This is a genomic window from Bacillus cereus group sp. BfR-BA-01453 (genome assembly GCF_022662915.1).
Taxonomy (GTDB): domain Bacteria; phylum Bacillota; class Bacilli; order Bacillales; family Bacillaceae_G; genus Bacillus_A; species Bacillus_A paranthracis.
In genome coordinates this window covers 457339-483244 of record NZ_JAKUEN010000002.1, presented here as the reverse complement: position 1 = coordinate 483244, position 25906 = coordinate 457339, and the positions used below count along the sequence as shown (strand labels likewise).

The following is a 25906-nucleotide window of genomic DNA, read 5'->3' as shown; positions in this document are numbered from 1 at the left end:
TTCACTCCCCCTTCACTTTTACCAATTGCGCCAATCCTTGACCAAACGACCAATTTTCAGCGGCTGTCTCGTTAAGTGTAATAAAAATGTCTGCACTTTTTATACTAGAACATTCAGAAACCCTCAAAGATATTGACTGATACAGATCGCGTTTCTGCTTTATCGTTCTTCCTGGTCCACATGTGATAGAAACATACATCATATTCTCTGTTCTCTTTTCTCCTCTTTCTAATAAATAATATGGATCATATAAAAAATGATTTTGTTGATAAGGTACAAACATTTCAAAAAAATCATTTTCAGGGATGTTAAAATGTTTAATTAATGAAAGATGAATACATTCACCTATCTTTTTCAATTCTTCTTCATTTAATATATTTTCATGATAATAAACGTTCACAAAAGGCATATATTTTCACCCCTTTACTTAATTTAGCATTCAACAAGATATCATTGTGAAATGTGCAAAATCTCATATACTGTAGTACCTTTATTCGTTACCATATCAGGCTTTTCTTCATAAAAATTAAACTTACTATATCCCCATTTATCTGGATTATATACTATTACATTGCCTAAACAATTCTCTACCTTTTGATCCACAATGGTAGATTGAGTCCCAATCAATGATTCACTTTGAGAAATACTTCCTTCATATTCAACAACATATCTACATTTCTTAAAATCATTTTTTAAATTAACAACTAATGGAACACCTATATTTATTTGTTGCCACCCAAACGATTGTAAAATATTATCGTAATACCCTTCAAAAATAAATTTATTCATCCCTTCATGACCATTCCAAATATATATAGGTGCATAACAGTTATAGAAATTTCCGTCCTTATCTGCCTCAGTAATTAAATAAGCTTTAAAATTTAAGTCTTGAAAACCATCCGTTTTATACCCATTATCCTCTACCCTTTTTCTAATAATCTCCATGTCATAATCCTTTGGCAAAATGACCTTATATTGCATTCCAATCATGTTTATCACTCACTTTCCATCTTATATACACAATGATAAACCGATGACTGGCCAGCGTAAAATAGGTATAAATTATGTTTGGTATCATTTATAATGATATCGTATAAGGGGCTGTGATAAATGGAAATAAATGATCTTATTATATTCAAAACTGTAGCTAGCGAAGGTTCTATTAGTAAAGCTGCGAAAGAATTAGGTTATGTTCAACCGAACGTAACTGAAAGAATTAAAAAATTAGAACAAGAATTAGAAACACCTTTACTACATAGAGATAACAAAGGCGTTTCCTTATTACCTTCTGGTGACATTTTACTAGACTACACAAATCAAATATTAACGCTAGTAGAAGAAGCGAAAGATAAAATTAAAATGTGTGGTTCTTCTTATATAATCGCGACGTCACAATCGATTTTGACTAATTATGTAAGTAAGCGCATTAAAGAAAATTTCAGGAATTATCAAATATATGTAGAAAATAGTAGTCATTTGCAAAAATTACTGCAGCAACAAAAAGTTGATATGGTCATTACTTATGAGGATTACCCGGACACAGCGTTTAAAAAAGTATTTTCCACTTCAATTTCTATCGGCTTATTAAAACCGAAAGAAAAGTGTACCATTGAATTTTCAAAGGAACTCTTCTTCGTTAGTAATGACAAAAAGTGCCCTTTTAGGAATAAGACGATACAATTTCTAAAAGAAAATAATTTATCTCAGCGCCAACTTCAACAATTAGATTCTTATTCGCTTATAGAAGAGTTTATTCAGGACGGAAAAGGAATAGCCTTTTTACCAATTAAAAATGATAAATTAGTACCAATTGAAGATGTTCCAATTGAGAAATTAGCTGTTCATTTCTTTACGAATCAAAATTCTTTCAAACAAATCCCTGATGAACTATTTAATTAATATAATATTTATAAAAGAACTAAATTTACATACAGCAATAAAAATCCCTCCTTTCCGAATCTAAAAGAGGGATTTTCATATTCTATACAATTGATTTTTCACACATTTTGCTCCACTTCTGCACTTTTCTCCTTCTTATTCCGTTTCATATTCTTCGGTCCCTTAACCGTGCCAACTAATCCTTTCGGGAAAACTAGCAGTACGATAATGTACAATACACCAAGGATAATCGTCCATCGTTCAAAGATCGGATACTCTGTAGCTAGTTCTGATAAATAATATTTTAGGGATTCAATAATTCCAGCTCCTGCAATGGCTCCTATTAACGTTCCAACGCCTCCAATCATCGTCATCAATAATGCATTTAATGTCATTTCAATTGAAAATACAGTTGTATTAACAAAGCGTAAAGTGATAACAAATAAACCACCGCTAATTGCAGCTACTACTCCTGCAACAATGCTAGCAATAATTTTATAATGAAGAACTTTATATCCTAGTGCTTCAACACGTTGCTCGTTTTGTGAAATTGCCTTTAATACTTTTCCAATAGAAGATTTGGTAAAAAGACGTAACAGAACAAAAATGATAAGTAAACATATAAGTGTTACATAATAAAACGTAAAACGATCACGAAATACGTCTGGTACACCAAATGTAAAACCATCTCCTCCGTGAGTGAGCCCACGCCATTTTTCAGCAAGTACGAAAAACAACTGTGAAATAGCAAGTGTTAACATTGCATAAAAATGACTTTTCAGCCGTAAAGAAAGCAAACCAATTATATAACTAACAATGGCTGAAATGATAATTGCAGCTACTATCCCTATTAAAAAGTTCGTTATGGATACTCCTTGTCGATCAAATAAAAGTGCTACGCCATATGCTCCTATTCCAAAGAACATACAATGGCCGAATGATACAATTCCTGTATATCCAAGCAATACATCAAAACTCATTGCAAAAATAGCAAAGATGAAGATTTGAGTGAACAAAATTAACAAGCTCCGTGAATCATTTACGAATGGAAATACACTTAAACAAATGAGCATACATACTCCAAAGTATACTTTAATTCGATTTGATGTGCCGTTCACCATTTCACCCCTTTTCACCAACAAGTCCATTTGGCTTCACGATTAAGAAAAACAGTAGCATTAACATATTGATTGCAAGTGATAAATCCGGTATAAAATACGCTGTAAAAGCACCAGCTAATCCGACAATTAAAGAAGCGATGGCTGAACCTTGTACGCTTCCTAGCCCTCCAATGATTACTACTATGAAAGCTAAAATCGCATACTGCATACCCATCTCAGCGAAAATCACGCCTGAATACGGTGCTAATAAGAAACCTCCCAACGCTGCCATCCCTGCTCCTAATAAAAAGACGAAAGAAAATATCGCTTTTACGTTAATACCGAGCGCTTGAACCATCTCTTTATCCATTACACCTGCGCGTATCATAAGACCTATCTTTGTTTTTTTGAGCAATAATAGTAAGGCGATGTAAATGATAATCCCAATTAAAATAACGAATAGACGATATTTAATTAATATAACGCCTCCGAATGTAAAACTTCCTTGTAGCCATAACGGTAACTTTGCCCCAATTGGATTTGGTCCCCAAAATACTTTAATACATTCACTAAGTACAAGCATTCCTCCAAGCGTAACAAGAAGCTGGCGAACATGATTTCCATATACCGGTCTAATAAGGAATCTTTCTAAAATGAATCCAAGGAACATTCCCATAGCTATTGCTCCAATTAACGCTAATACGTAACTACCTGTCATATTAAATAACCAAACACCTGTAAACGCTCCCCACGCAAATAAACCACCATGTGCAAAGTTTAGAACACTCATTAAACCGAAAATAAGCGAAAGACCTGATGCTAATAAAAAAATGAGCATCCCTGTTGAAATCCCATTTACAAATAAATTGATTAACACATCCATCCTTCTCACCCCGGATTCATGTTAAGAGATCCCTAAATATTTTTGACACATTTCCTTATCCTCTTTTAATTCATGCATAAAACCGTTATGAACAATTTTTCCATTATCCATAATATAAAAGTAATCACCAATTTGACTAGCCATCATAAAATTTTGTTCAACGAGTAAAACTGTTGTTTTCTCCTTCATTTTCAAAATGGCTATCATTAACTTTTCTATCATAATAGGAGACAAGCCTTTACTCGGCTCATCAATAAGTAATAAACCATCACTATTAATAAATGCTCTTGAAATTGCTAACATTTGCTTTTGTCCTCCACTTAGGAGTCCGCTTTTTTTGTGCCAAAATTGCTTTAAATCTGGAAATAGTTCAAGCATCCATTCTATTTTTTCTTCCGCTTCTTCACCCTTACCTCTAGCAAGAGCGAATGTTTCTTCTATTGTCAGGTCGTGAAAGATACCTTGATTTTCTGGTACATACCCTATTCCTTTCCTTGAAATTAAATGTGTAGACAATCCATTTACTTGTGTACGATCATAATAAATTTCACCATGTGCAATATGGTGAAATCCCATAACCGAACGTAATGTCGTAGTCTTCCCTGCCCCATTTCTCCCAAACAGTACAGTAATCGTTCCTTTTTCAACAGCAAGAGATACGCCTTGTAAAATATGAAACTGATCTAAATACGTCTCTATATTATTCACTTGTAATAGTGCCACTATATAATCCCCCTAAATAAGCACTTTGTACACGCTCATCTTTCATAATTTCTTCGGGTAAACCTTCAGCCAATAACTCTCCATGAAATAAAACGATTAGATGGTCTGACAAACCTAGTACCATATCCATTTTGTGTTCAATAAGTACAATTGTACTCTCTGGATGTTTCTTAATATTTTCAATCACTTGTAGTATAGCTGGGACTTCCTCAACCGAAATACCTGCCGTCGGCTCATCAAGTAATAACACATCTGTTTTTAAAGCTAATAACATCGCAAGTTCTAGCTTTCTTTTCTCTCCATGTGCCAAATCTTTCGCTAATACATTCTCTTTCTCCTGAAGTAATACTGTTTTTAAGAAACGTCTCGCCTCTCCAACTTGTTGCTTTAATTTTGCTGGACTCGGGAAAAAACTATAGTAATCTTGTACGAATGATTGAACACTTAAACGGACATTTTCAAGTACCGTTAATTCTGGGAATATGTTTGTAAGCTGAAAAGAGCGACCGATTCCTAAGCGTGTTCGATCTGAAATCGATAGTTTTGTAATATCTTGCCCTTTAAAATACACTTCACCTGTTGTGGGTGAAATCTGTCCACTTAGTAAATTAAATAATGTTGTCTTACCCGCACCATTTGGCCCGATAATAGAAATGAGTTTTCCTTTTTGTACAGTTAAATTTACATCTTTAATAACATGATGCTCGCCAAAAGATACACTAAGATTTTTCGTTTCTAGCAAATGTGTCACGAAATCCCTCCCTTTAAAGCTTTCAGTATGAAAGAAATACGTATAAAGAGGGTGTACCCCTCTTTATACGTAAACAACAGAAAATTCAGTCTATTTATTTTGAACTGGTGGTTCTGTTTCTTTCATCGTTAATTCTCGCTCTAACACTGGCACCGGATAATCAACACCATCTTGTTTTTTCAATGTGATAGAATACAGCGTCTGCATCGCTTGATGATCCTTCTCTCTAAATTTCATCTTTCCTTTCGGTGTATCAAATTCCATTCCTTCCATTTTCTTAATTAATGTATCTACATCTGTATCACCTTTTGTTTTCTTTAAAGCTTCTACAATTGAAATTGCCGCTGACATTCCTCCTGCTGTAAATAAATCTGGCACCGCACCATTAAATCGTTTTTTATGTTCTTCCACTAACCAATCATTCACCTTATTTTTCGGGAGTGTATGATAATAAACAGAAAAACCTTGCATTCCTACTAATGCATCCATCGTTTTTAATGCTGGTATATCTGGCGCACCTGTGGAGATTTTAATACCTTGCGCTTCCACATTCATATCTTTCAACTGTTTCCAAGGTGAATTCGCCCCTGCCCAAACGATAAATAAATAATCTGGTTTTGAGCTAATGATATTTTGAATATTAGCTGTGAAGTCAGTCGAATTTGTATCTGCATATTGCTCGTTTACAATATTTGCCCCTAATTTCTTCGCTCCAGCTTTAAATGCTGCAATTCCCTCACGGCCGTAAGCATTATCTTGTGCTAATGTTGCTATTTTCACATCTTTTTTAGCGATTGCCGCCGCACCAGCGACTGCATCTTGAGATGAATTTCTACCTGTTCTAAAAATATATTTATTCCAGTTCTTCCCGGTAATACTATCAGCTACTGCTGGTTCTACAACCATTATTTTTTCATATTCTTCAGCTAGTGGTAAAACCGCTAATGTATCACTTGAACTAGACGATCCGACTAAAAAATCAACTTTCTCTTCTTCTAATAACTTCGTAGCTTTTTTAACCGCTACATCAGCTTTTGTTTCTGTATCTTCTACAACAAACTTAATCTTCTTTCCTTCCACTTTCCCAGTTCCATCCGTCGCATAGTCTAACCCTAATTCAAATCCGTTCACTGTTTGTTTTCCATATGATTCTAACGGACCTGTTAATGATGCAAGAACCCCTACCTTAATCGTCTTTTCATCCTCTGTACTTGTTTTCTTTCCTGAACAAGCTGCCGTTATTAATAACGAACCTAAAACACAACCAGCAGCCATCATTTTTAGCCATTTACGTTTTTTCATCGACATTGTGATCCTCCCCATACTTTTCTTTCTGATAGAATCAATCTCGCCAAAGTTATCCATCCGTAATTATGACTTTTTCTTTGAATCATACAAACAAATTTATTAAAAAATTAATGAAGTACCATTACATTCGCCGCCCCTTTCCAAATACCTCCATTTCCCATATGTTCATTTGGAATTTTTCACCACCTAATCACAGTAGCTGCCCACGTATACCCAGTTCCTGCACTAACTACTACTGCAATATCTCCGGCCTGTAATTTTCCCTGTTCATTTGCAAAGTGAAGACCAATGCAAGGATCAAGCGCTGACATATGTCCATAATGATCTAAATATACAACTTGTTCTTCTGCTAGCCCTAGTCCCTGTATCAATTCTATTAACATAGAACGTTTTGTATGCAGTGGTAACAATACTTTAATATCTTTAGGAGTTAACCCACTTTTTCTTAACGCCTCCCGAATCACCTTATCAAAATTAGGGATTGAAACCTGATCTAGACGTTCTTTCATACTATTAGGATCTATTACATCAATATAATGCTGTCGATTCTCAACTGTATCATAGCTCGCAACCTTCTTCGATCCACCAGCTGGGATACGAACATCTTCATGAAATGAACCATCTGTTATTATCGTACTTCCTAATATTTCACCGTTTCTAGCGTCTTTTTTCACTAAAGCTGCACTTCCGCCATCAGCGAAATTAAACATAAAACGCGAACGTGGATTATCATAATCTACAATTTGAGATTCTTTACATCCACCTACTAATAATATATTTTCAATTGAGTTATCGGAGTAGAGCATATCTTTTGCGACTTTGAGAGCGATTGGAAAGCAAGAACTAACATTCATAATTTCGAAAGCATAAGCATTTTTCAATCCAAGTTCATGCTGAATTTTGGGGGCACTAGACCATACGTGGTAATCTTTATGTGGACTGCCAAAATAAATGACTACATCAATAGATTGAGGATCTACTTGTGATAATATTGGTTTTGCAGCAGCAATAGCTAAATCTGATGCATGCATCGTTTCATCTGCGACATGTTTTTCATATAATCCAAACTTTTCTATAATAATATGCTCAGGAATACCTGTTTTTTTAGATAGGTCTGCAGCCGTCTCTACGTCTTTTGGGAAGAAAACACCAGTCGCTTCAATCCCAATATTCATTAGACTACTCCTCCTTCTTTTGGCACCATCATTGTAGCTACACCTGTTAATACTAAATCTCCTTTTTGGTTATGACACTCTGTTAACAATTTCAAAACTCTCTTTTCCATCATAAATTCTTGTACTGTAGCCGTTGCTGTAATTGTATCTCCTATAAAAACTGGTGCTGTAAATTTAATAGTTTGCTCCATGTAAACGGATCCTTTTCCAGGTAAATGAATACCAAGCAATTGCGATAATAAACTAGAAGTTAGTAAACCATGTGCTATTCTTTGATTAAATCTAGTTTGTTTCGCATACTCATGATCAATATGGATTGGGTTAAAATCCCCACTCAAACCTGCAAATAATACAAAATCCGTTTCTGTAATTGTTTTACTACATGACGCCTGTTGACCAGTGATATATACCGTCATCTCTTCACCTGCTTTTCAATTGATTTGCTAACTGTGCTTTTTGAATTTTACCAGTTGCATTTTTTGGCAATTCCTCTAGAAAAACAATTTCTTTCGGTATTTTATATTTTGCTAGAAATAAACGACAATGCTCAATGACTTCTTTTTCAGTTAATACACTGCTACTCTTTTTCACAATAAAGGCGATTGGAGTCTCTCCCCACTTTCCATGTTGCCTACCAACGACCGCTACCTCATATACGTCCGAAAGCTTATTAATGACTTGCTCTACTTCAAGTGGATAAATATTTTCACCACCGGAAATTATCATTTCTTTTTTTCTACCGACAATGTATACAAAGCCATCTTCATCAACTCTAGCTAAATCTCCCGTATATAACCAACCATCTTGAATCGCTTCTTTTGTTGCATCTAGCCGGTTCCAATACTCTTTCATTACATTCGGTCCTCTTATTAGTAACTCCCCAACTTCACCAACCTCAACTTTATTTTTGTTTTCATCAATAAGTTCATACTCACAAAACAGAACAGGTTTCCCAATCGAGCCTACTTTACGTCTTGCATCTTCTTCTGAAAGCATAAATACGGTTGGTGATGTTTCAGTCATACCGAATCCTTGACCAAATAAAAATCCTCTATTTATAAATTCTCTCATCAACTCTTCTGGACACGGAGCACCACCGTTATAAAACCAGCGAACTGCTTGTAAATTTGTAGTTTCAAACTTTGAACAATTTATTAATGCTTGATGAATTGTAGGTACTCCCATCACAACAGTCACTTTATGTTTTTCTATCATAGAAAGAGCTTTGGTTGGCTCAAATTTTCTTGGAACAATGATTACACCACCTGCAAATAAAGTTGGAAATGCGAATAAACCAATACCACCAATATGAAATAAAGGCAATAATACAATAGAGCGATCGTGCATAGTTAGATCAATCGCAAATGTATTATTAAGCGCATTCCAAAACATATTTTCTTGTGTAAGTACAGCTCCTTTCGGTTTTCCAGTTGTCCCTGAGGTATAACATATAATAAAGGATGCGCTTTCATTTATCTCTTCAAAGTTATCAATTTTTCTATCTTCTATTTCTTTTAAACTTGTAATCGAAATAACTCTTTGTACATACGATACCTTCTGCATTGACAATGCCATATTTTGAAATGTTTCCTCTACAAATAAAACTGTAGTTCCACTATCCTTCAACTGAAATATAAGTTCATTTTCTGTTAACCGTATATTTAGTGGAACAGCAATACATTCTACCTTTGCTATAGCGAATAAAAGCACAATATATTCCAAGCTATTTTGCGATAAAATAGCTATCCTTTCTCCTTTTTGCACATGTAAGTCGTAAATGAAATATGCGGCTACTTTATTTACATACTCATGTAACTGTTTATATGTCATTTCCTCCTCATCTGTAATAATGGCAATGCGATCTGGATGTAAATAGGCCCGTTTTTCAATCCAATAAGCAATGCCTTGCATATGTTCCCCACTCCCTTATCTCTTTCTCAATCCTTCAAATATTAATGACATCGCTGCTTCAAATACATCTTCTGGAACATCTTTCTCTTCCCAATAACCCCATCGCATACCTAAAAATTGTCCAATTGACATAAGACAATACGCAATTGTTTCTGTATCAAGTTGTTTAAACTCTCCCGCTTCCATACCAGCTGATAAACTTTTTAAAAATCCATTTGCGAGCTTTGCATAGTACCATCTATATAAATTATCATCAACTACTACCGCCTGTTGTACAATGTTATATAGATTAGGACGATCTTTCACCCACCGAAAAAATGCCTGAAAACCTCTTCTTTGTGCCTCTTCATAACTTGATATCCCCTTCATTTCTTCTTTAATAATTAAGCGTAACTCACGGTTCAATCTGCGAATCAATTCATCAAATATATCTTTTTTAGATGGAAAGTAATTATAGAAAGTTCCGTGCGCTACCTTTGCTTCTTGTGTAATATTCACGATAGAAGCCTCGTAATATCCTTTACTACCAAATACTTCTTCTGCAGCACACAATAATTTCTCTCTCGTTTCTAGTCCTTTTGTTGTTAAGTTTTTTACATCCATTATTATTTTTTCTGACACCTGAATCACCTCTTAGATTTGATTATAAATATATTTCCGAATTTTACAATTATTATTGTTAGACAAAATCTGCAAGTGTTTTTCTACATACAAAAAGGCCTAACTTAAAAATAAGTTAGACCTTTAGTCTTAATTAGAATTATTTTCTACTTTCTCTAACCCTTCAGCCAATTGTTTCTTATCTAGCCCTTCCCCTATTACTACTAAGTTCGTCGGGAACCCGAAGTCTTGTTCCAGTAAAGTCGGTACCCCGAACGAGTATTGGAATAAGTGAGGATATTTGTCCCCATGGAATTTCACAAAACCTTTCACACGATAAATACTGTCTGGTAAATTTGAAAGCCATTCATATAAATTGTCTTGATCAATCGATTTCGTAAATTGATACGTCATCGTTTGTATATGTAAATGCTGTTTTTCATGTAGTGTCTCACGTTCCCCATCATTCGTAAATTCAGCTTCCTCTATGTCTTCTAAAGATATATTACAATATTTTGTTTCAAACAATTTTGCATGATTATTTATTGCTTTCACTTCTTCAATTACTTTGTTCTTATCCGCATCTGTTAGTAAATCTGATTTATTAATTAAAATGTGGCTACCAAACTTCAGTTGCTCATGTAATAATTGCTGAACGTTTGCACTTAATATACTTCGATTTAACCACCTTACTGCATCTAAAACGACTACAATTGATTTCACTTCTAAGAAAGGTGCTAAAATTGGTGATACACATGCATCTAGCACTTCAATTGGGTGCGCAACACCTGTCGTTTCGATATAAATGACATCTGGTCTTTCTTGTTGATATAACGAATGCAACTGTATTTCAAGCTCTTCTTTTAGCGTACAACAAATACATCCTTTCAGAAGTTCCCTTAAAACATTCTCTTTTCCAATAATATCGGTATCTACCGAGTATTCACCAATTTCATTCATCAATACTGCAACTTTTCTCTTCTTCTTTTTTTCTGCTAACAATAAATTTTGTAATAATGTTGATTTTCCACTACCTAAAAAGCCACCTAATATATGAATTTCTACTTTATTCATTTGATCGACCATCCATTTCTTTATTTCAAGCGTATTCAAAGCGTAATAATTACGATTTATATTTATTATTTTATTAAAAGAGTCGTGATTTGTAAATATATGTTCACTGTTCATTTACTTCATATGCAACTCGAATTCCAGACTCTATTGCTCCTTGCATCCATCCATGTGTTAATGTCGTATGCTCTCCTGCAAAATGTACTTTTCCAGATGGTGATGTAATATACGGAAATAACTCGAGCTCTTGGCCTGGTTCGAAAGCTGTAAATGCACCGCAAGAATACGGATTTTTACTCCAGCTAACAGATGTTCCAGTAACAAATTCACTATAGACGATGTCACCATATATTTCCGCTAAATTTTTTAATGCGTAACGAATACGATCTCTGTGCGAGAGACTATCCCATGTTAACGCCTCATCTGCCCACGTATAACTTGCTATAACGATAGCTGGTCCTGGAGTGTGAATGCCATAACTCGGATAATATGTAAATCGAATCGGTAAATCTGTAATAGATTTACCGCCGCATTGTCCCGCTCTCTCCCAAAATCTACTTTTAAACTCTATCGCAATTTTAGTTGCAGCAATATAATTCAACTCACGAATTGCTCGTCTTTTATAATAAGAGAATAAATGATATGGCTGAATTTCTACAAATCGTAACGCTGAAAATGGAATTGTAATAATAGCAAAATCACTTGTTATTGTAAATTGCTCTAACGTTTGTTCATGATTTCCTTGTAACATTACTTTATTATCTTCTTGTATGATTTTGTCAACCTTATACGGCATTAAAATATGTTCTCTTAATTGTGGTAAGAATGCATTCGATAACTTATCCATTCCACCAGTTATTTCATAATATTTCGTTGTTGAAGTAAAGAAAATCATTTCACGTAATACTTCAATTAAGGACATTCCCATATAAGCTTCCATATCAAGAAGTACCCCAATCATATCTATTGCACCATCTGAATAATACTCCATTAAAAATGAACCAAGCGAATACGTTTTATACTTTTTTTCAACGATAAGCCAGTTTTTATCAGGATCCTTCTTAATATAATTTAGTATTGGTTCTAATACCTCTAACATTAACTCTTCTGCCGTTTTACCTTTTTCGCTCTCTAAAATAGGATATCCAAGTATACTTGGATTTTTTTCGAATATGCTTAATCTCGTTTTAATATTATTCGTATAAATAATATCTGAAATAGTTTTATTTATAAAAAGGTTTAACGGTAATTTAAATTTGCGAATGTATGCTAAAGTTAACTCGTGTGTTTCAGGAATTCGCATCGGCCCTGCATTAAAATATAAACCTCTGCTAAACGGTTCACGCATCGTATATATTCTTCCGCCTATTCGGTTATTCGCTTCTAAAATTGTTATGTTATGACCTGCTTCTTTCAATAACAATGCTGCAACTAATCCCGAAATCCCTGCACCAGCAATAACAACCTGCTTTGGATTATTCGTTTTAACGAGCCCTCCATTAATAATATGAAGCATTCTTTCCATCGTTAATGGCTGCATCATGCCCTTTTCCCCTTCAATAAAGGATTTTATTGCATTATATTCGATTAACTTACTTCCTATGTTTCATGCAAAGAATTGCACGGATACATTTTCAAATACTTGAATATCTTTTATAAAATGTAATAAACTAGATATGAATCTATAGAAGTAAGACGTATTATCTTACATAATAAAATCAATGAAATTGCGAGGAATTTTGAAATGAAAAAAGGGATTAACCGTGTTGTATTAGTAGGAACAGGAGCAGTTGGATGTAGTTATGCTTACTGCATGATTAACCAAGCTGTAGCTGAAGAATTTGTTTTAGTTGATGTAAACGAAGCAAAAGCTGAAGGAGAAGCAATGGATTTAAGTCATGCCGTTCCATTTGCTCCAGCTCCAACTAGAGTATGGAAAGGTAGCTACGAAGATTGTAAAGATGCTGACCTTGTAGTCATTACGGCTGGATTACCACAAAAGCCAGGCGAAACACGTTTAGATTTAGTTGAGAAAAATGCAAAAATCTTTAAACAAATCGTGCGCAGTATTATGGATAGCGGATTTGATGGTATCTTCTTAATCGCAACTAACCCTGTCGATATTTTAACTTACGTAACTTGGAAAGAATCTGGTTTACCGAAAGAACGCGTAATTGGTTCTGGTACAACACTTGATTCTGCTCGTTTCCGCTATATGTTAGGTGAGTACTTCAATATTGGTCCACACAACATTCATGCTTATATTATCGGAGAACATGGTGATACGGAACTTCCTGTTTGGAGTCACGTATCAGTTGGTATTCAAAAACTACAAACACTGCTTGAAAAAGACAATACGTATAATCAAGAAGATTTAGACAAAATCTTCATAAACGTTCGTGATGCAGCTTACCATATTATTGAGCGAAAAGGCGCAACATACTATGGTATTGGTATGTCACTTCTACGCGTTACTAAGGCAATTTTAAACGACGAAAATAGTGTATTAACTGTTTCGGCATATTTAGAAGGTCAATACGGTCAAAAAGATGTGTATATCGGTGTACCTGCTGTTTTAAATCGCGGCGGTGTTCGTGAAATTTTAGAAGTAGAATTAAGTGAAGACGAAGAATTAAAATTCGATCACTCTGTTCAAGTGTTGAAAGAAACAATGGCTCCTGTTCTTTAATCATATATGTGAAAAAGCAATCCAATTTATTTTGGATTGCTTTTTGTTTATTTTCTATTTTTTAATCGATTCCTCATTATTTACATCAAGTACATCTAATAAAAAGATAAAGATTGGTATCCCGATAATAAGCCCCCATATTCCAAGGAAATGTTCTGAAAAGATGAGAATCATAAATGTATAAAAGATTGGTAAATTTGTTTTCGCAGACATAAACTTCGGGTTTAAAAAATAACTTTCAAGAGCATGGATGACTGTAATGAACACAAGTATGTACACAACGTATATAACTCCGCCTACGTTATAAGCAATAATACAAAGTGGAAATAAAGAAATAATCACACCTGCAACTGGAATCAACCCTAGTAGAAAAATCATAACAGCTAATACGAGAAGCTGCGGAAATCCTAAAACAATTAATACAATAACAGTAAGAATACAATTTACAACCGCAATTAAAAACTGTGCTTCAATTACTTTACCGAACGATCTTGCAAACCTTTCGCCAAAATATGCAATCTCCTCATAAAAAATCTTTAGCTTACTCTCTTTAAATTTAGAAGTAAAGGTAATAATACGCTCTTTTTCTAATAAGAAAAAGAGACTTAATATGAGAGACAATAATATTTGTAAACTTACCTTCCCTATATTTGCTATCGATTGATAGATGACATCTACACCTTGTTCTATATACTTTGATACTTCCATTCCGTTAATTGTCGAAAGTGCATATTTAATGATTTCATTATCAGGCGGGTTTTGAAAAAACAATTTAAATTGATAAATCAATTGCGAAATTTGTATCGTTAACACAGGTAAATATTTATACAATGTCGTGCCAATAAAGGAAACTAATATGATATACAAACATGCGATAACAATTTTCCGATTCACTTTCAATTTCTTTGAAATAAAACGTTGAAATCGATCCATTAAAAATGTCAGTATAAACGTAATTAATATTAAATTGATCATACTTTTTAATCCATATAATACAAGCGCTACTATTATTAAAACGAGAAACCGTTGAAACCCTCTACTTCGAAAGAAATTTTTCACTTCATTCATTAAGATTTAACCTCCCCCTTCAATGGATGGAAATTGAATATATTACATTTTATGAACTTCTATAGACAATCTTTCTTACTAATTGAGAAGAATCCTTTTTTTCTTTTTATATTGTTAGATTCTATTTATATTAGCTCACCTACTTACTTCAGTTGAGCTCTTTTTTTCGTTTAACCTTTTACAATTTAGGTGATTTTCTATTTTTAGACTGCTGCTCATACGCATATCCAATATTGAAAAGCTCTTTTTCACCAAACTGTTTCCCTACAAACACTACACCGATTGGTTCTCCATTTTTATCATATCCAGCAGGAACCGCTAATTCCGGATAACCAGCGACAGCGGATAGAAGAACTTCATCGTTGTTAATCATAACTAGAGCATCCAAACCTTTTTCTACTAAATATCTATCTAGCTCTTTTCTTGCATTTTCTTGACTCGTTTGCACTACTTTTTCAAACTCATCTTTCGTTATAGCAGATTTTTCAGATCCCTCAATTAATGTTTGTCCATATTTTATTCGTCTATTACTATCCTTTTTATTAAACGCTATAATCTCTTCTAACGATTTTACCGGTACATTTTTTTGCTTTGAAAGAAAATCGTTAACATTATGTTTGAATTCATATTCTAACGTTTGTAGATTATCTACACCCTCAGCGTTTAACTGAATATCATCAGTCAATATCGCACCTGCATCTTGAAGGTCTTTTCTAATCTTTTCTGCTACTGCTTTTCTATTTTCATCTTGTTGGTCTACAGAAAAAAGAAGCCCTATCTTTTTCCCTTTTAATCCACCTATTGATAAATCCTTTGTATAATCAATTCTTTCTTTATCTTTCACTTTTTCTGTCATAACATCTTTTTCGTCATAACCTATCATTGCATTAAATAACGTTGCTGCATCCTTTACCGTTCTTGCCATAGGTCCTGCTGTATCAAGCGTTTCAGCTAACGGAATAATTCCTGATCTACTCACCATACCTAGTGATGGACGTAACCCAGCTACTGATTGCTGCGTCGCTGGTGCTACAATTGATCCAGTCGTTTCTGTCCCGATTGCAAGCGGTGCAAAATCTGCCGCAACTACTGTAGCAGATCCAGAGCTTGATCCTGATGTATCAAACGTAATCGGACCATACGGATTCAAATTTTGTCCTTTTTTCCCGCTATATCCGCTAGGCATTGTAAAGGATAAATAATTTGCCCACTCAGACATATTCGCTTTTCCTAAAACAAAAGCACCTTCTTCTTTCAACTTTTTCACAATCGTCGCATCCTCATCTGCAATCCAATCTTTTAACACATACGTTCCTGCACTAGTCGGCATCACTTTTTCCGTCTGTACATTATCTTTTACAATGACAGGAATACCATATAAATTCGATTTTTTATTTCTACCTCGCTCTTGATCTAACTTTCTTGCTTCCTCCATCGCATTAGGGTTTATCTCTGTAACAGCATTTAATGTTATTCCATTTTGATCATGTTCTTGTATTCTAAAAAGATAAATACTCGTTAATTCTTCATATGACAACTTTCCATCATCAATCATTTTTTGAAGCTCATCTATAGTCGCATTTACGACTTCTTTTTCTTTTATCTTTACATTTTCTATGTTAATTCCTTTTAACTGGTTATGTATCGGTTTTAACACTCTATCTTTATCATATACGATACGCTCAGGTTCCTTTGGAAAATAATTTTTATATACGTAATATCCGCCAGCACACGCTAATAAAACAATGCCTCCAGCGATAGACAGCGTTACCTTTACCCATTTCTTCATGTTGCTTCCTCCACTCTATAAGATGCTTAGCTATAAGAAAAAGAGAGTTACCTTTTACTTAACTCTCTCCAATCAAAATGCTAAATGAAAAAATGAAAGATTTCAATCTAATTACTTCTTTTTTTGCATTTGCTTTGCTAACATTTCTTTCACTTGATTATACGTTAACCCTGAATTTTTATTTAAACGCTTTACTTCCTCAACATCAGTACCTACCACTGTATATTTTTTCTCATCATTCATTTTCCTAATTCCCTTCTCAACGGATTATTTCTTATATTTCTTCCCTAAATGCGCATAATTTAACACCACTACAAAAAAGGAAGCTGTTCTTAAGCACAGCTTCCTTCTCGTTACATATTGTATTTCTTAATAAAATTTCACTACATCTTCAGTAGGCAAGAACGTTCTTTCTGCTGGTTGTTCGTTTGGTTCACCAAATGGCATTTGACCTACTAAGCTCCACTCTGCTGGAATGTTCCATGTTTCTTTCACTTCAGCATCTACGATTGGGTTGTAATGTTGTAATGATGCCCCAATTCCTTCAGCAGATAATAACATCCACACAGTATGTTGTAACATTGCATTTCCTTGATGAGACCAGAATGGGAACTGATCTTTATATAATGGTGCGTTTTCTTGCATTTTTTCTACAGTTGCTTGATCTTCAAAGAATAGTACAGTCCCTACACCTGCATGAAAACCTTTTAGTCTTTCTACAGTCGCTTCAAAGTTTTCTGCTGGTACGCGGGCTCTTAATGTTTCTTTTACAATATCCCAAAACTTTTCATGCTCTCCATCCATTAATACAACCATACGACCACTTTGCATATTGAAAGATGTTGGTGCGTGTAAAGCTGTTTTTAACACTTCTTCAATTCTTTCTTTCGTAATTGCATCGTTTTTTGTTACTTTACGAATCGAACGGCGGTTCACGATTGCTTCTTTTAAGTTTGTTGTAGTTGCTGACATTTTAATTCCTCCAAATGTTTGTTTTATGATCTATTTTGTTATTTCATAACAAGTGAATTAGCAATATCCATCGGTATTACATTGCATACCTTCAAATGAATTTGTTTTATCCTTTTCAATTTCTTTATCAATGACCCTTTCTAGCGTTTCTTTACTAGCAAGCCCTTGAATGACTTCATCTCCAATCATGACAGTTGGAACAGCCATAATATTAGCTTCATCATATGCGTGCTGAATTGCTTCTTGATGCTTTTCTTTATATTTACGAGTTACTAAAGCATCCTTAAATTCAGCCTCAGGAAGTCCTACTTCTACCGCTAATTTTGTTAACACATCAATATCTTCAATATTTTGCTCTTCTTGGAAAAATGCTGTGAATACGCGGTGATGATACTCATTACCTAGTCCACGTTCTTTCGCAAATTGACATCCTTCAAAAGCTAAATGTGTATATGGATGTGGTGAAACACGTGGCAAGCGCATTTCAATTCCTAACTTCTTCGCTGTCGGAAGAATGAAAGCATCCCATGAACCTAATTTTTCTGGTTCATTCCATGGATCTATTTTGGAATATGGACTTGGACGCAGCTCAAATGGCATCCATTCAATCTCTACATCTTTCTCTTTCGCTACTTCATCTAATGGACCTTTTGCTAAAAAACAAAACGGACATATAAAATCTGAGTATACTTTCATTTTTACAGTCATAACTTTTCCCCCTTACCTTTATGGTTGTAATCAAATTAGTTACATTAATAACAAAAAAAATATAAATATGATTTAAGCATTCATTTTTTCTTGCAAAGTTTCAAATAAATGCCCCATCGTAATATTTCTCAAAACTTCTTCCATCGCGGATTGCGCTTGAATTAAAATAATTTCTAACACCGCTTGAATGTTCGCCCCAATTGGACAATCTGGATTCGGTTGCTCGTGAATATGAAATAACTTGTCTTCTTCGACTACGTTCACTGCATGATACACATCTAACAATGTGATTTCGTATAAATCCTTTAGTAATCCCGCGCCACCCGGTCCACGATTTACGTAAACAAAGCCAGCTTGTTTCAAATATGACATAATTTTACGAATGACTACTGGATTTGTATTGACACTCTCAGCCATATAGTCTGAAGTACAAAGTGAAGATGGATTGTTTTTCAAAATAGATAAAATATGAACAGCTATGGAAAAGCGGCTACTAATTTTCATCGTAATCACCACCTCGATGTAATCATTATAGTTACAACAAAAAGATAAGTCAACCCTTTTCGTAGATTTTTTATAAGCAAATTAAAAGTGTCCCATTATGATATATGAGACACCTCTTTTTATTCTGCAAATAGCGCTTGAAATTCTTCAATAAATAGCTGCACAGCGATTGAAGAATCCTTTAATGAAGGAACAGCTAAAGCAATTTCTCTCCATACTTGTGGTTCCAATTCTCTCGTTTGCACATTCTGTGGTAAATTCGTTAAAGATAATTGAGCTAATATTGCAATGCCTAATCCTTCTTGAATCATATTTAAAGCTGTCGTAACTGTCGAAATTACATACTCAGCCCGAAGTGGTACGTTTGCTTGTTTAAACATATCGATAATGGGTGGTTCGTATCCGCCCTTACATAATATAATCGGCTCATTCTCCAAATCACGAATTGTAATAGCGTCCTTCTTGCAAAGAGGATGATCCTCTCTTAAAATAACAACCATTTTCCCCTTCGTTAATGGAACAATCTCCATCTCTTTATTAGGCAAAATAACAATTCCTATATCAACAACCCTCGATACTAACCAATCTTCAACTTCCTTAATCGTTCCTTCACAAAGAACGACTTCTAAGTTCGGATACTTCTCCTTAAAATGGTTTATCATTTTTGGTAAGAAATGTGCAGAAGCACTCGGAAAGCTCCCAATTCGAATCGTCCCAACTTCGTGCCCTTTCTCCATTGCAACTTCTTGTTCAATCTTCTCTACACTGCCCAAAATCTCTCTAATATGTACAAGAATTCTGTTTCCTACATCCGTAACGAGTAACCCTTTTCGTTTATCCCGTATAAGAATCGTAACTCCTAACTCCGATTCTATACTTGAAATCGCATGACTTACAGCTGGCTGCGTCATATTTAACACCCGAGCAGCCTTCGTAAAACTACCTAACTCAACAGTTTTTATTAATACTTGTAGTTGTGTAATGGTCATAACTAATCACTTATACTCCTCATAAAAAAGATTCATTTTATTTATTACAGTCGATATCATATCATAGTGAAATGAATAACAACAAGGAGGTCTTACAGTGACACAGCTTTCTCGAACTAAGACGGCCATAATCCTTACCTTTCTCGTTTTCATGTGGGGAATCAATTGGCCTTTATCTAAGTTTGCCTTGCATTATACACCCCCCGTTTTATTTGCAGGCATTCGAACTTTAATTGGAGGATTCATTTTACTCCTGTTCGCCTTACCAAAATACAAAGAGCTACACTTAAAAGAAACTTGGCATTTATATGTTATTTCTTCTTTACTTAACATCATTATATTTTACGGGTTACAAACTGTAGGTCTTCAATATATGCCTGCTGGTCTATTTTCCGCTATCGTATTTTTACAACCTGTTTTACTTGGTATTTTCTCATGGATATGGCTTGAAGAATCAATGTACGGTTTAAAAATTTTCGGGCTTGTACTCGGATTTATTGGTGTAGGTGTTATTAGCTCTAGTAGTTTAACTGGACATATTTCTGTCATTGGCATTCTTCTTGCATTAGGATGTGCGATTGGCTGGGCACTTGGAACAGTATTTATTAAGAAAACTGGTCACCGTGTGAATGCCATTTGGATGGTAACAATTCAGCTGCTTATCGGTGGTCTTTGTTTAATCGGATTTGGCTCAGAATTTGAAAGTTGGTCTAGTATTGCTTGGAGTATGCCATTTGTTAGTGTACTACTCTTTATTTCATTCTTTGTTATTGCAATGGGGTGGCTTGCATACTTCACACTCGTTGGAGCTGGTGAAGCGAGTAAAGTTGGGGCTTATACATTTCTTATTCCACTAATCGCTATTATTGTAAGTTCAATTTTCTTACATGAAGCCATTACTATTAGCCTATTCATCGGACTATTATTTATTGTAGTGAGCATTTGTTTTGTAAATATAAAGCCGAAAACACTTGCTGTAAGGCAACGAGTTGAAGTGAAATAAATATGGGAAAGAGCCTACCGTTTGTAGGCTCTTTCTTATATCTTATTTTTTACGTCGTACTACAAAAACACACGTACCTATCGAAGATACAATTGCCAAAATAGATAAAACAATCGCTATCAATTGCATATTACTAGTACCTTCATTCTTTCCTAAATTAGACACTTCACCATGTTCTCCTGTTAATGACGTACCTTTTGCAATTGTAGTAAGGGAATGCGGTTTTTCAGCTTTCTCATCGCCTGTCCATTCAACAATTTCTCCGTCTTTATATTGTTGATATGCATCCCAAGCTATTTTTTGTTCTTTATCCGGATTTTTAGCGACGAAAGTAAACCGCTGGAATTGGCCAGGTAAAACCCCTTCTCCTGTTGCTTCCCATACTACAGTCTTCACTTTTCCGGCATTATCTTTTTGCTCTTCTATTTTCCACCCTGGCACTGGTTCATACTGTTGGAATTCCACACCAGACGGTATTTTCAGTGTAACTTTTGTTGTTGCTACATTCTTTTCAACTGGTACTTTTATCGTGTAAGTCTCCCAAGAGCCGATGTCAGAAGTTGCTGGCTTCACAGTGACGTGCGCACTAACAGGTAACGAAAAAATTCCCATTCCAATTACTGTTGCGATCATTGTTGTTCCTAATTTTTTTATGCGTTTCATTTTCAATTAGCTCCTTTTTATCTATACCTACTCTTTATCCCGCTATTCGCCGGGCAACCCAATTGATGAGGGCTGCTTAAAGTTTCACTTTATCTGCCACCTACAATAAATTTATAATCCGTATCGAAGCTATCAAGCGATTTCGTTAATCCATGTACTTGTATATTCCAGTTGCCTGTCATGTTAATATACATACCTTCTGCTTCATATTCTCCCGGTGAAACTGCCGAAACTTTAAATGATCCTTTTCCCATATTCATATCTAACGATTGAGTCGTTAATATGATTTGTTCCATATCAGTAACAGGTTGTCCGTTCTCATCCTTTAAAGTAATATGGAATATATTTTGTCCTACTCTATTAGGACTTACATTTAGCGTCATTTCATATCCATTATCTAATTGTTTACTCTCTGTAAAAGGTCCAGTAGGAGGCATCGGTGGTGTTTGTACGTTTGTCATAAAAGCTACGATTACGAAAATGATAATTCCAATGATAAACTCTACTTTCACCGTAGCACCTAATCCTTGCTCCTCTCTCATTCTCCCTTTCACATAATGAATAATTCCCAATATCCCCATGAAAATGAATAAAAGTACCTTTGCTAGTAAAGCTAATCCATACTTCGTATCAAATAACGAGTGGATTGTTGGAATAAAAAATGTACTGTTAAAAAGACCTGTTATGAAAATCACAATGACAGCACATGTTGCCCACGGTGAAAAACGCTTAATCATATCCCAATACATATTCCATTTGTTATCCTCTTTACGTAACAGAAGAATAATGGACGATAAACTACCAATCCATAATGAAGCTGCGAATAAATGTAAAAAATCCATAACAACAGCAATGTCTTTAAACTTTAAACCATATGCGTGACTATTACATGCTTTCATAACAAGTATCCCAATAAACAACACTATTGGAATACTCCATACTTTAAAAGACGATAGCTTCTCACGCCTCATCGCAAAATACGTAACGATTATAAGCGAACTAATTAGAGCCATTTGAGTAATCCATACATAACTAAAAACAGAAAGCTGTAACGTTTCTTTTAATAGTAAAGGATTGAATGCTTCTAGCCATGAAACATCAGCATTTATTTTCGCTTGCAGTGGTAGATTGAATAACAAGCTAATAAATATCCCTAATAAGGAAATCCATATTATGTTCTTACTCCTTGATCGAACCGAGGTTGCATTCCCTTTATACATAATAAGATTAAAGAATAGCACTCCTATAAATAGTGAGAAACTTATATATAAAATTCCACGTTCCATGATCATATCAATTTGCGGAACATATCCCATCTCTTCTACTTGTATATCATCTGCTCCAGCTTCCGCTAATCCAATACGGAATGGGATAACTCCTTGAATTGGATGTCCATCAGCTGAAATCACTTTCCACTGAATAGAGTAGAGACCATTTTTAAGATTCTCTTTCAATCCAGCTTCTAATAGCTTTTTATTTTTTTTATCAATATAAGCATCTTTTAAATCGACCCTTTTACCTGATGTATCTCTCACGTACAATGTATTAAAACTTGAGATTTGTATGTCCTCATCGAACTCGATTTTCACAACAGACGGTGCTTTCTTCAATGTTTCATTTTCAGTAGGGTTTGATTTCACAACGTATGCATGAGCAGATGCACTTTTCGGTATCAATATGATAAGCACACATACAATGAATAACAATGTCCCTAACCTTTTCATTACTTTCACACTCATTTCACTTCTTTCTTCCTCATCGCTATATTTTCATTATTTTTACTTCCCGAGTTGGATTCTCGGACGAAATATTAATCTGATTAAATATAATCTTCTATACAGTATAACTATTTATTTCTCTCTCACCTCTAAACTTCCAATACAATAGTAACTACCTTCATAGATACAACTTACATTTTTAAAGTCGATTGTTATTATATCATAAAATATATTTATGTAAGTTCCTGAAGAGGAAAAGTTATCGTGAATCATTTGTGAAGAAAGTGTGAAATGCATAAATAAAAAAGGTATTACGTTATTACGTAACACCTTCTTAAAAATATCCTTCTTCTATTTCTCTTCCGGATAATCACAATACTCTATGATTGTTCCTTCTGTATCCGCTGGGTTAAGATAAATTAATCTTCTGCCGTGTTTATTAATTCGAAGTGTATGCTCTAACGTTCGAATGCCTTGCTCCTTTAACTCTTCTAAAGCTACATCTAAATCATCTACTCGATATGCAACATGATGTACACCTTTACCTTTTTGTTTGATGAATCTGGCAATTGGCGACGTCGTATTATTCGTCGGCGCAAGCAATTCAATTCTATCTCCCTCCACTTCAAGAATGGCTACTTCGCTTTCAACACCAGGCGCTTCACTTACGTAACGATCTATTAAAGTTCCTGACAACACTTTTTCATAAAAACGTATCGTACTATCTATATCTCGAACTGCGATGCCGATATGATCAATTGTTTTTTTCATTTTATTTCCCCTACTACTTTATTTTCTTTCATTATCAATAGTAACAAAAAAAGCTATAGAAACAAGTTCTATAACTTTTTTATTTAACCTATTTTCTTATTCGCACTAGCTGCTGGTTGAATTTGATTTTTTACTTTTAAAACGCTAATGCCATATCCGATAAATCCACCGATAATCGCTGGGAAGATCCAGCCTAATCCCACTTCCTGCATCGGAAGGAATTTAGTGAACACTTGGGTTACTACTTCAACGTTAACTCCAGCTGCACTTAATCCATCGAATAAGCTGATAATAAATGTTACAGTTAAGCTCACTTGATAAACTTCAGCTCTTCCTTTGAATAATGAATGGAAGAATGTTAAGAAAATCAATACGATTGCTAGTGGATAAATTGCTGTTAATACTGGAACAGAAACTGCAATTAATTGTGTTAATCCTACATTTGCAACAATTGCACTAAATACACATAGCGTGATTGCAATTGCTTTGTAAGGAACATTTGGGAATAACTTATGGAAGAATGAAGAACATGCTGATACAAGTCCCACACTAGTTGTTAAACAAGCTACTGTAATCATTAATCCTAATAATACTCCACCATATGATCCGAAATAGTAGTTAGAAACTTTCGCTAACACTTCTCCACCATTCTCTAAATGTCCAAGCTTTGCAACACTTGAAGCACCCATATAAGAAAGGGCTGTATAGATAATTGCTAAAATAGATGCTGCAATGATTGTCGCTTTTGCACAAACGATCATAATCTGTGTTTTCGTTTTCGCACCTTTTTCTTTAATTGCATTAATGATGATGATTCCAAATACGAATGATGCAAGTGTGTCCATTGTTAAGTATCCTTCTTGGAATCCTTTAAAGAATGCATGTGATGTATAAGCTTCCACTGGTGCTTGCATATCTCCAATCGGATGTATAAAAGCAACGATTACTAATATACCGATAAAAGTTAACTTAATTGGTGTTAAGATTTTTCCAACAATATCGACAATTTTCGCGGGATTTAGCGAAAAAAAACAAGTGATGCTAAAAAATACAATTGTGAAAAGAATTAAAGGTGTAGAACCTACTCCCTCTGGCATAAACGGCTTAAGACCAATTTCATAAGAAACATTTCCTGTTCTTGGTATTGCAAATAACGGACCGATTGCTAAGTATAAAACTGTTGTAAACACAATCCCGAACACTGGGTGAGCCCGACTTGCTAATGACTGTAAATCATCTTTACCCGAAAAACCAAATGCTAGTACACCTAGTAATGGTAAACCTACACCTGTTACTAAAAATCCAGCGTTTGCAATCCATACATTTTCTCCTGCCGATTGACCAAGCATTGCCGGAAAAATTAAATTTCCTGCTCCAAAAAATAGTGCAAATAACATTAATCCAATAACAACTATGAACGAAAACGGTACTTTATTCGCCATAATATAACCCCCATTCAAATTTCCTTATCTCATTTTCCAATTTTAACTAATTGAATTTTCTGAATATTTAATTTAAGTATCAACTATTCTTGAACTCATTATAGTTTGCTATATAATATTTTGCAATACTATTTTCAAACTTTTCTTTTATTTTATAAATATACATTTTTTAACATGAAATATAGACTAA

General features: G+C 34.5%; 27 protein-coding genes. 3 read left to right on the top strand and 24 right to left on the bottom strand.

Annotated features, from left to right (window positions below; all coding sequences use genetic code 11):
* Position 1: 1 nt before the first annotated feature.
* On the bottom strand, positions 2-409 hold the full coding sequence (locus MR070_RS07175) for a tautomerase family protein (protein ID WP_001117246.1): 408 nt from the start codon (positions 407-409) through the stop codon (positions 2-4).
* A gap of 41 nt (positions 410-450) precedes the next feature.
* Complete coding sequence (locus MR070_RS07170; RefSeq protein WP_000579912.1) at positions 451-990, bottom strand: DUF4865 family protein; 540 nt, start codon at positions 988-990, stop codon at positions 451-453.
* Between the two features lie 120 nt (positions 991-1110).
* Between MR070_RS07170 and MR070_RS07165 the strand changes: the two genes are divergently transcribed.
* A complete protein-coding gene (locus tag MR070_RS07165; RefSeq protein WP_242260930.1) occupies positions 1111-1899 on the top strand; it encodes a LysR family transcriptional regulator in 789 nt (262 codons plus the stop codon).
* 98 nt (positions 1900-1997) lie between these two features.
* Here the strand turns inward: MR070_RS07165 and MR070_RS07160 are convergent, their stop codons facing one another.
* The 11 genes from MR070_RS07160 to MR070_RS07110 form a co-directional block, all read right to left on the bottom strand.
* Positions 1998-2951, bottom strand: a complete 954-nt coding sequence (locus MR070_RS07160; protein ID WP_242260954.1) for a branched-chain amino acid ABC transporter permease — start codon at positions 2949-2951, stop codon at positions 1998-2000.
* Positions 2952-3000: 49 nt separating this feature from the next.
* Positions 3001-3861 (bottom strand): branched-chain amino acid ABC transporter permease, encoded by an 861-nt coding sequence (locus tag MR070_RS07155; RefSeq protein WP_000382792.1) that lies wholly within the window; start codon positions 3859-3861, stop codon positions 3001-3003.
* Between the two features lie 21 nt (positions 3862-3882).
* On the bottom strand, positions 3883-4584 hold the full coding sequence (locus MR070_RS07150; RefSeq protein WP_001196685.1) for a branched-chain amino acid ABC transporter ATP-binding protein: 702 nt from the start codon (positions 4582-4584) through the stop codon (positions 3883-3885).
* Positions 4562-5335: an ABC transporter ATP-binding protein gene (locus MR070_RS07145; RefSeq protein WP_000149327.1), complete on the bottom strand. Its 774-nt coding sequence runs from the start codon at positions 5333-5335 to the stop codon at positions 4562-4564. The genes MR070_RS07150 and MR070_RS07145 overlap by 23 nt, the downstream gene beginning before the upstream one ends.
* Positions 5336-5425: 90 nt before the next feature.
* Complete coding sequence (locus MR070_RS07140; RefSeq protein WP_138322148.1) at positions 5426-6643, bottom strand: substrate-binding domain-containing protein; 1218 nt, start codon at positions 6641-6643, stop codon at positions 5426-5428.
* A gap of 179 nt (positions 6644-6822) precedes the next feature.
* Positions 6823-7818: a 3-oxoacyl-ACP synthase gene (locus MR070_RS07135; RefSeq protein WP_139895576.1), complete on the bottom strand. Its 996-nt coding sequence runs from the start codon at positions 7816-7818 to the stop codon at positions 6823-6825.
* Positions 7818-8234 (bottom strand): MaoC family dehydratase, encoded by a 417-nt coding sequence (locus tag MR070_RS07130; protein WP_000219484.1) that lies wholly within the window; start codon positions 8232-8234, stop codon positions 7818-7820. Before MR070_RS07130 ends, MR070_RS07135 begins: the two co-directional genes overlap by 1 nt.
* A gap of 4 nt (positions 8235-8238) precedes the next feature.
* Complete coding sequence (locus MR070_RS07125; protein WP_097851984.1) at positions 8239-9729, bottom strand: o-succinylbenzoate--CoA ligase; 1491 nt, start codon at positions 9727-9729, stop codon at positions 8239-8241.
* A 15-nt stretch (positions 9730-9744) separates the two neighbouring features.
* Entirely contained in the window at positions 9745-10350 is a 606-nt protein-coding gene (locus tag MR070_RS07120) for a TetR/AcrR family transcriptional regulator (RefSeq protein ID WP_001290800.1), read from the bottom strand.
* A gap of 129 nt (positions 10351-10479) precedes the next feature.
* A complete protein-coding gene (locus MR070_RS07115) occupies positions 10480-11403 on the bottom strand; it encodes a CobW family GTP-binding protein (RefSeq protein ID WP_242260928.1) in 924 nt (307 codons plus the stop codon).
* Between the two features lie 103 nt (positions 11404-11506).
* Positions 11507-12943, bottom strand: coding sequence for a flavin monoamine oxidase family protein (locus tag MR070_RS07110; RefSeq protein WP_242260927.1), 1437 nt, complete (start codon positions 12941-12943; stop codon positions 11507-11509).
* A 201-nt stretch (positions 12944-13144) separates the two neighbouring features.
* Here MR070_RS07110 and MR070_RS07105 point away from each other — a divergent pair, with 201 nt between their 5' ends.
* On the top strand, positions 13145-14089 hold the full coding sequence (locus tag MR070_RS07105; RefSeq protein ID WP_000715326.1) for an L-lactate dehydrogenase: 945 nt from the start codon (positions 13145-13147) through the stop codon (positions 14087-14089).
* 54 nt (positions 14090-14143) lie between these two features.
* Here MR070_RS07105 and MR070_RS07100 read toward each other — a convergent pair whose 3' ends face one another.
* The 7 genes from MR070_RS07100 to MR070_RS07075 all read right to left on the bottom strand — a co-directional run bounded on the left by MR070_RS07100 (position 14144) and on the right by MR070_RS07075 (position 20119).
* Positions 14144-15157, bottom strand: coding sequence for an AI-2E family transporter (locus tag MR070_RS07100; RefSeq protein ID WP_001006586.1), 1014 nt, complete (start codon positions 15155-15157; stop codon positions 14144-14146).
* Between the two features lie 178 nt (positions 15158-15335).
* Positions 15336-16946: an amidase family protein gene (locus MR070_RS07095; protein ID WP_242260926.1), complete on the bottom strand. Its 1611-nt coding sequence runs from the start codon at positions 16944-16946 to the stop codon at positions 15336-15338.
* A gap of 111 nt (positions 16947-17057) precedes the next feature.
* On the bottom strand, positions 17058-17189 hold the full coding sequence (locus MR070_RS27055) for a hypothetical protein (RefSeq protein WP_000997344.1): 132 nt from the start codon (positions 17187-17189) through the stop codon (positions 17058-17060).
* 126 nt (positions 17190-17315) lie between these two features.
* The gene (locus MR070_RS07090) at positions 17316-17918 is read right to left on the bottom strand and encodes a nitroreductase family protein (RefSeq protein ID WP_001277021.1); all 603 of its coding nucleotides are present in this window, start codon (positions 17916-17918) and stop codon (positions 17316-17318) included.
* A 57-nt stretch (positions 17919-17975) separates the two neighbouring features.
* Entirely contained in the window at positions 17976-18626 is a 651-nt protein-coding gene (locus MR070_RS07085; RefSeq protein WP_000216683.1) for a DsbA family oxidoreductase, read from the bottom strand.
* A 72-nt stretch (positions 18627-18698) separates the two neighbouring features.
* Complete coding sequence (locus MR070_RS07080; RefSeq protein ID WP_000704084.1) at positions 18699-19130, bottom strand: Rrf2 family transcriptional regulator; 432 nt, start codon at positions 19128-19130, stop codon at positions 18699-18701.
* A 119-nt stretch (positions 19131-19249) separates the two neighbouring features.
* Positions 19250-20119, bottom strand: coding sequence for a LysR family transcriptional regulator (locus MR070_RS07075; protein ID WP_098924950.1), 870 nt, complete (start codon positions 20117-20119; stop codon positions 19250-19252).
* Positions 20120-20216: 97 nt separating this feature from the next.
* Here MR070_RS07075 and MR070_RS07070 point away from each other — a divergent pair, with 97 nt between their 5' ends.
* A complete protein-coding gene (locus MR070_RS07070) occupies positions 20217-21122 on the top strand; it encodes a DMT family transporter (protein ID WP_242260925.1) in 906 nt (301 codons plus the stop codon).
* Positions 21123-21164: 42 nt separating this feature from the next.
* On the opposite strand, the gene MR070_RS07065 is transcribed toward MR070_RS07070, so the two are convergent.
* From MR070_RS07065 to brnQ, 4 genes are all read right to left on the bottom strand, one after another.
* Positions 21165-21785, bottom strand: coding sequence for a YcnI family copper-binding membrane protein (locus tag MR070_RS07065; protein ID WP_242260923.1), 621 nt, complete (start codon positions 21783-21785; stop codon positions 21165-21167).
* Between the two features lie 89 nt (positions 21786-21874).
* Positions 21875-23524: a copper resistance CopC/CopD family protein gene (locus tag MR070_RS07060; protein ID WP_242260921.1), complete on the bottom strand. Its 1650-nt coding sequence runs from the start codon at positions 23522-23524 to the stop codon at positions 21875-21877.
* A 330-nt stretch (positions 23525-23854) separates the two neighbouring features.
* Entirely contained in the window at positions 23855-24274 is a 420-nt protein-coding gene (locus MR070_RS07055; protein WP_000750843.1) for a VOC family protein, read from the bottom strand.
* Between the two features lie 83 nt (positions 24275-24357).
* The gene (brnQ, locus tag MR070_RS07050; RefSeq protein ID WP_242260919.1) at positions 24358-25716 is read right to left on the bottom strand and encodes a branched-chain amino acid transport system II carrier protein; all 1359 of its coding nucleotides are present in this window, start codon (positions 25714-25716) and stop codon (positions 24358-24360) included.
* Positions 25717-25906 lie beyond the last annotated feature (190 nt).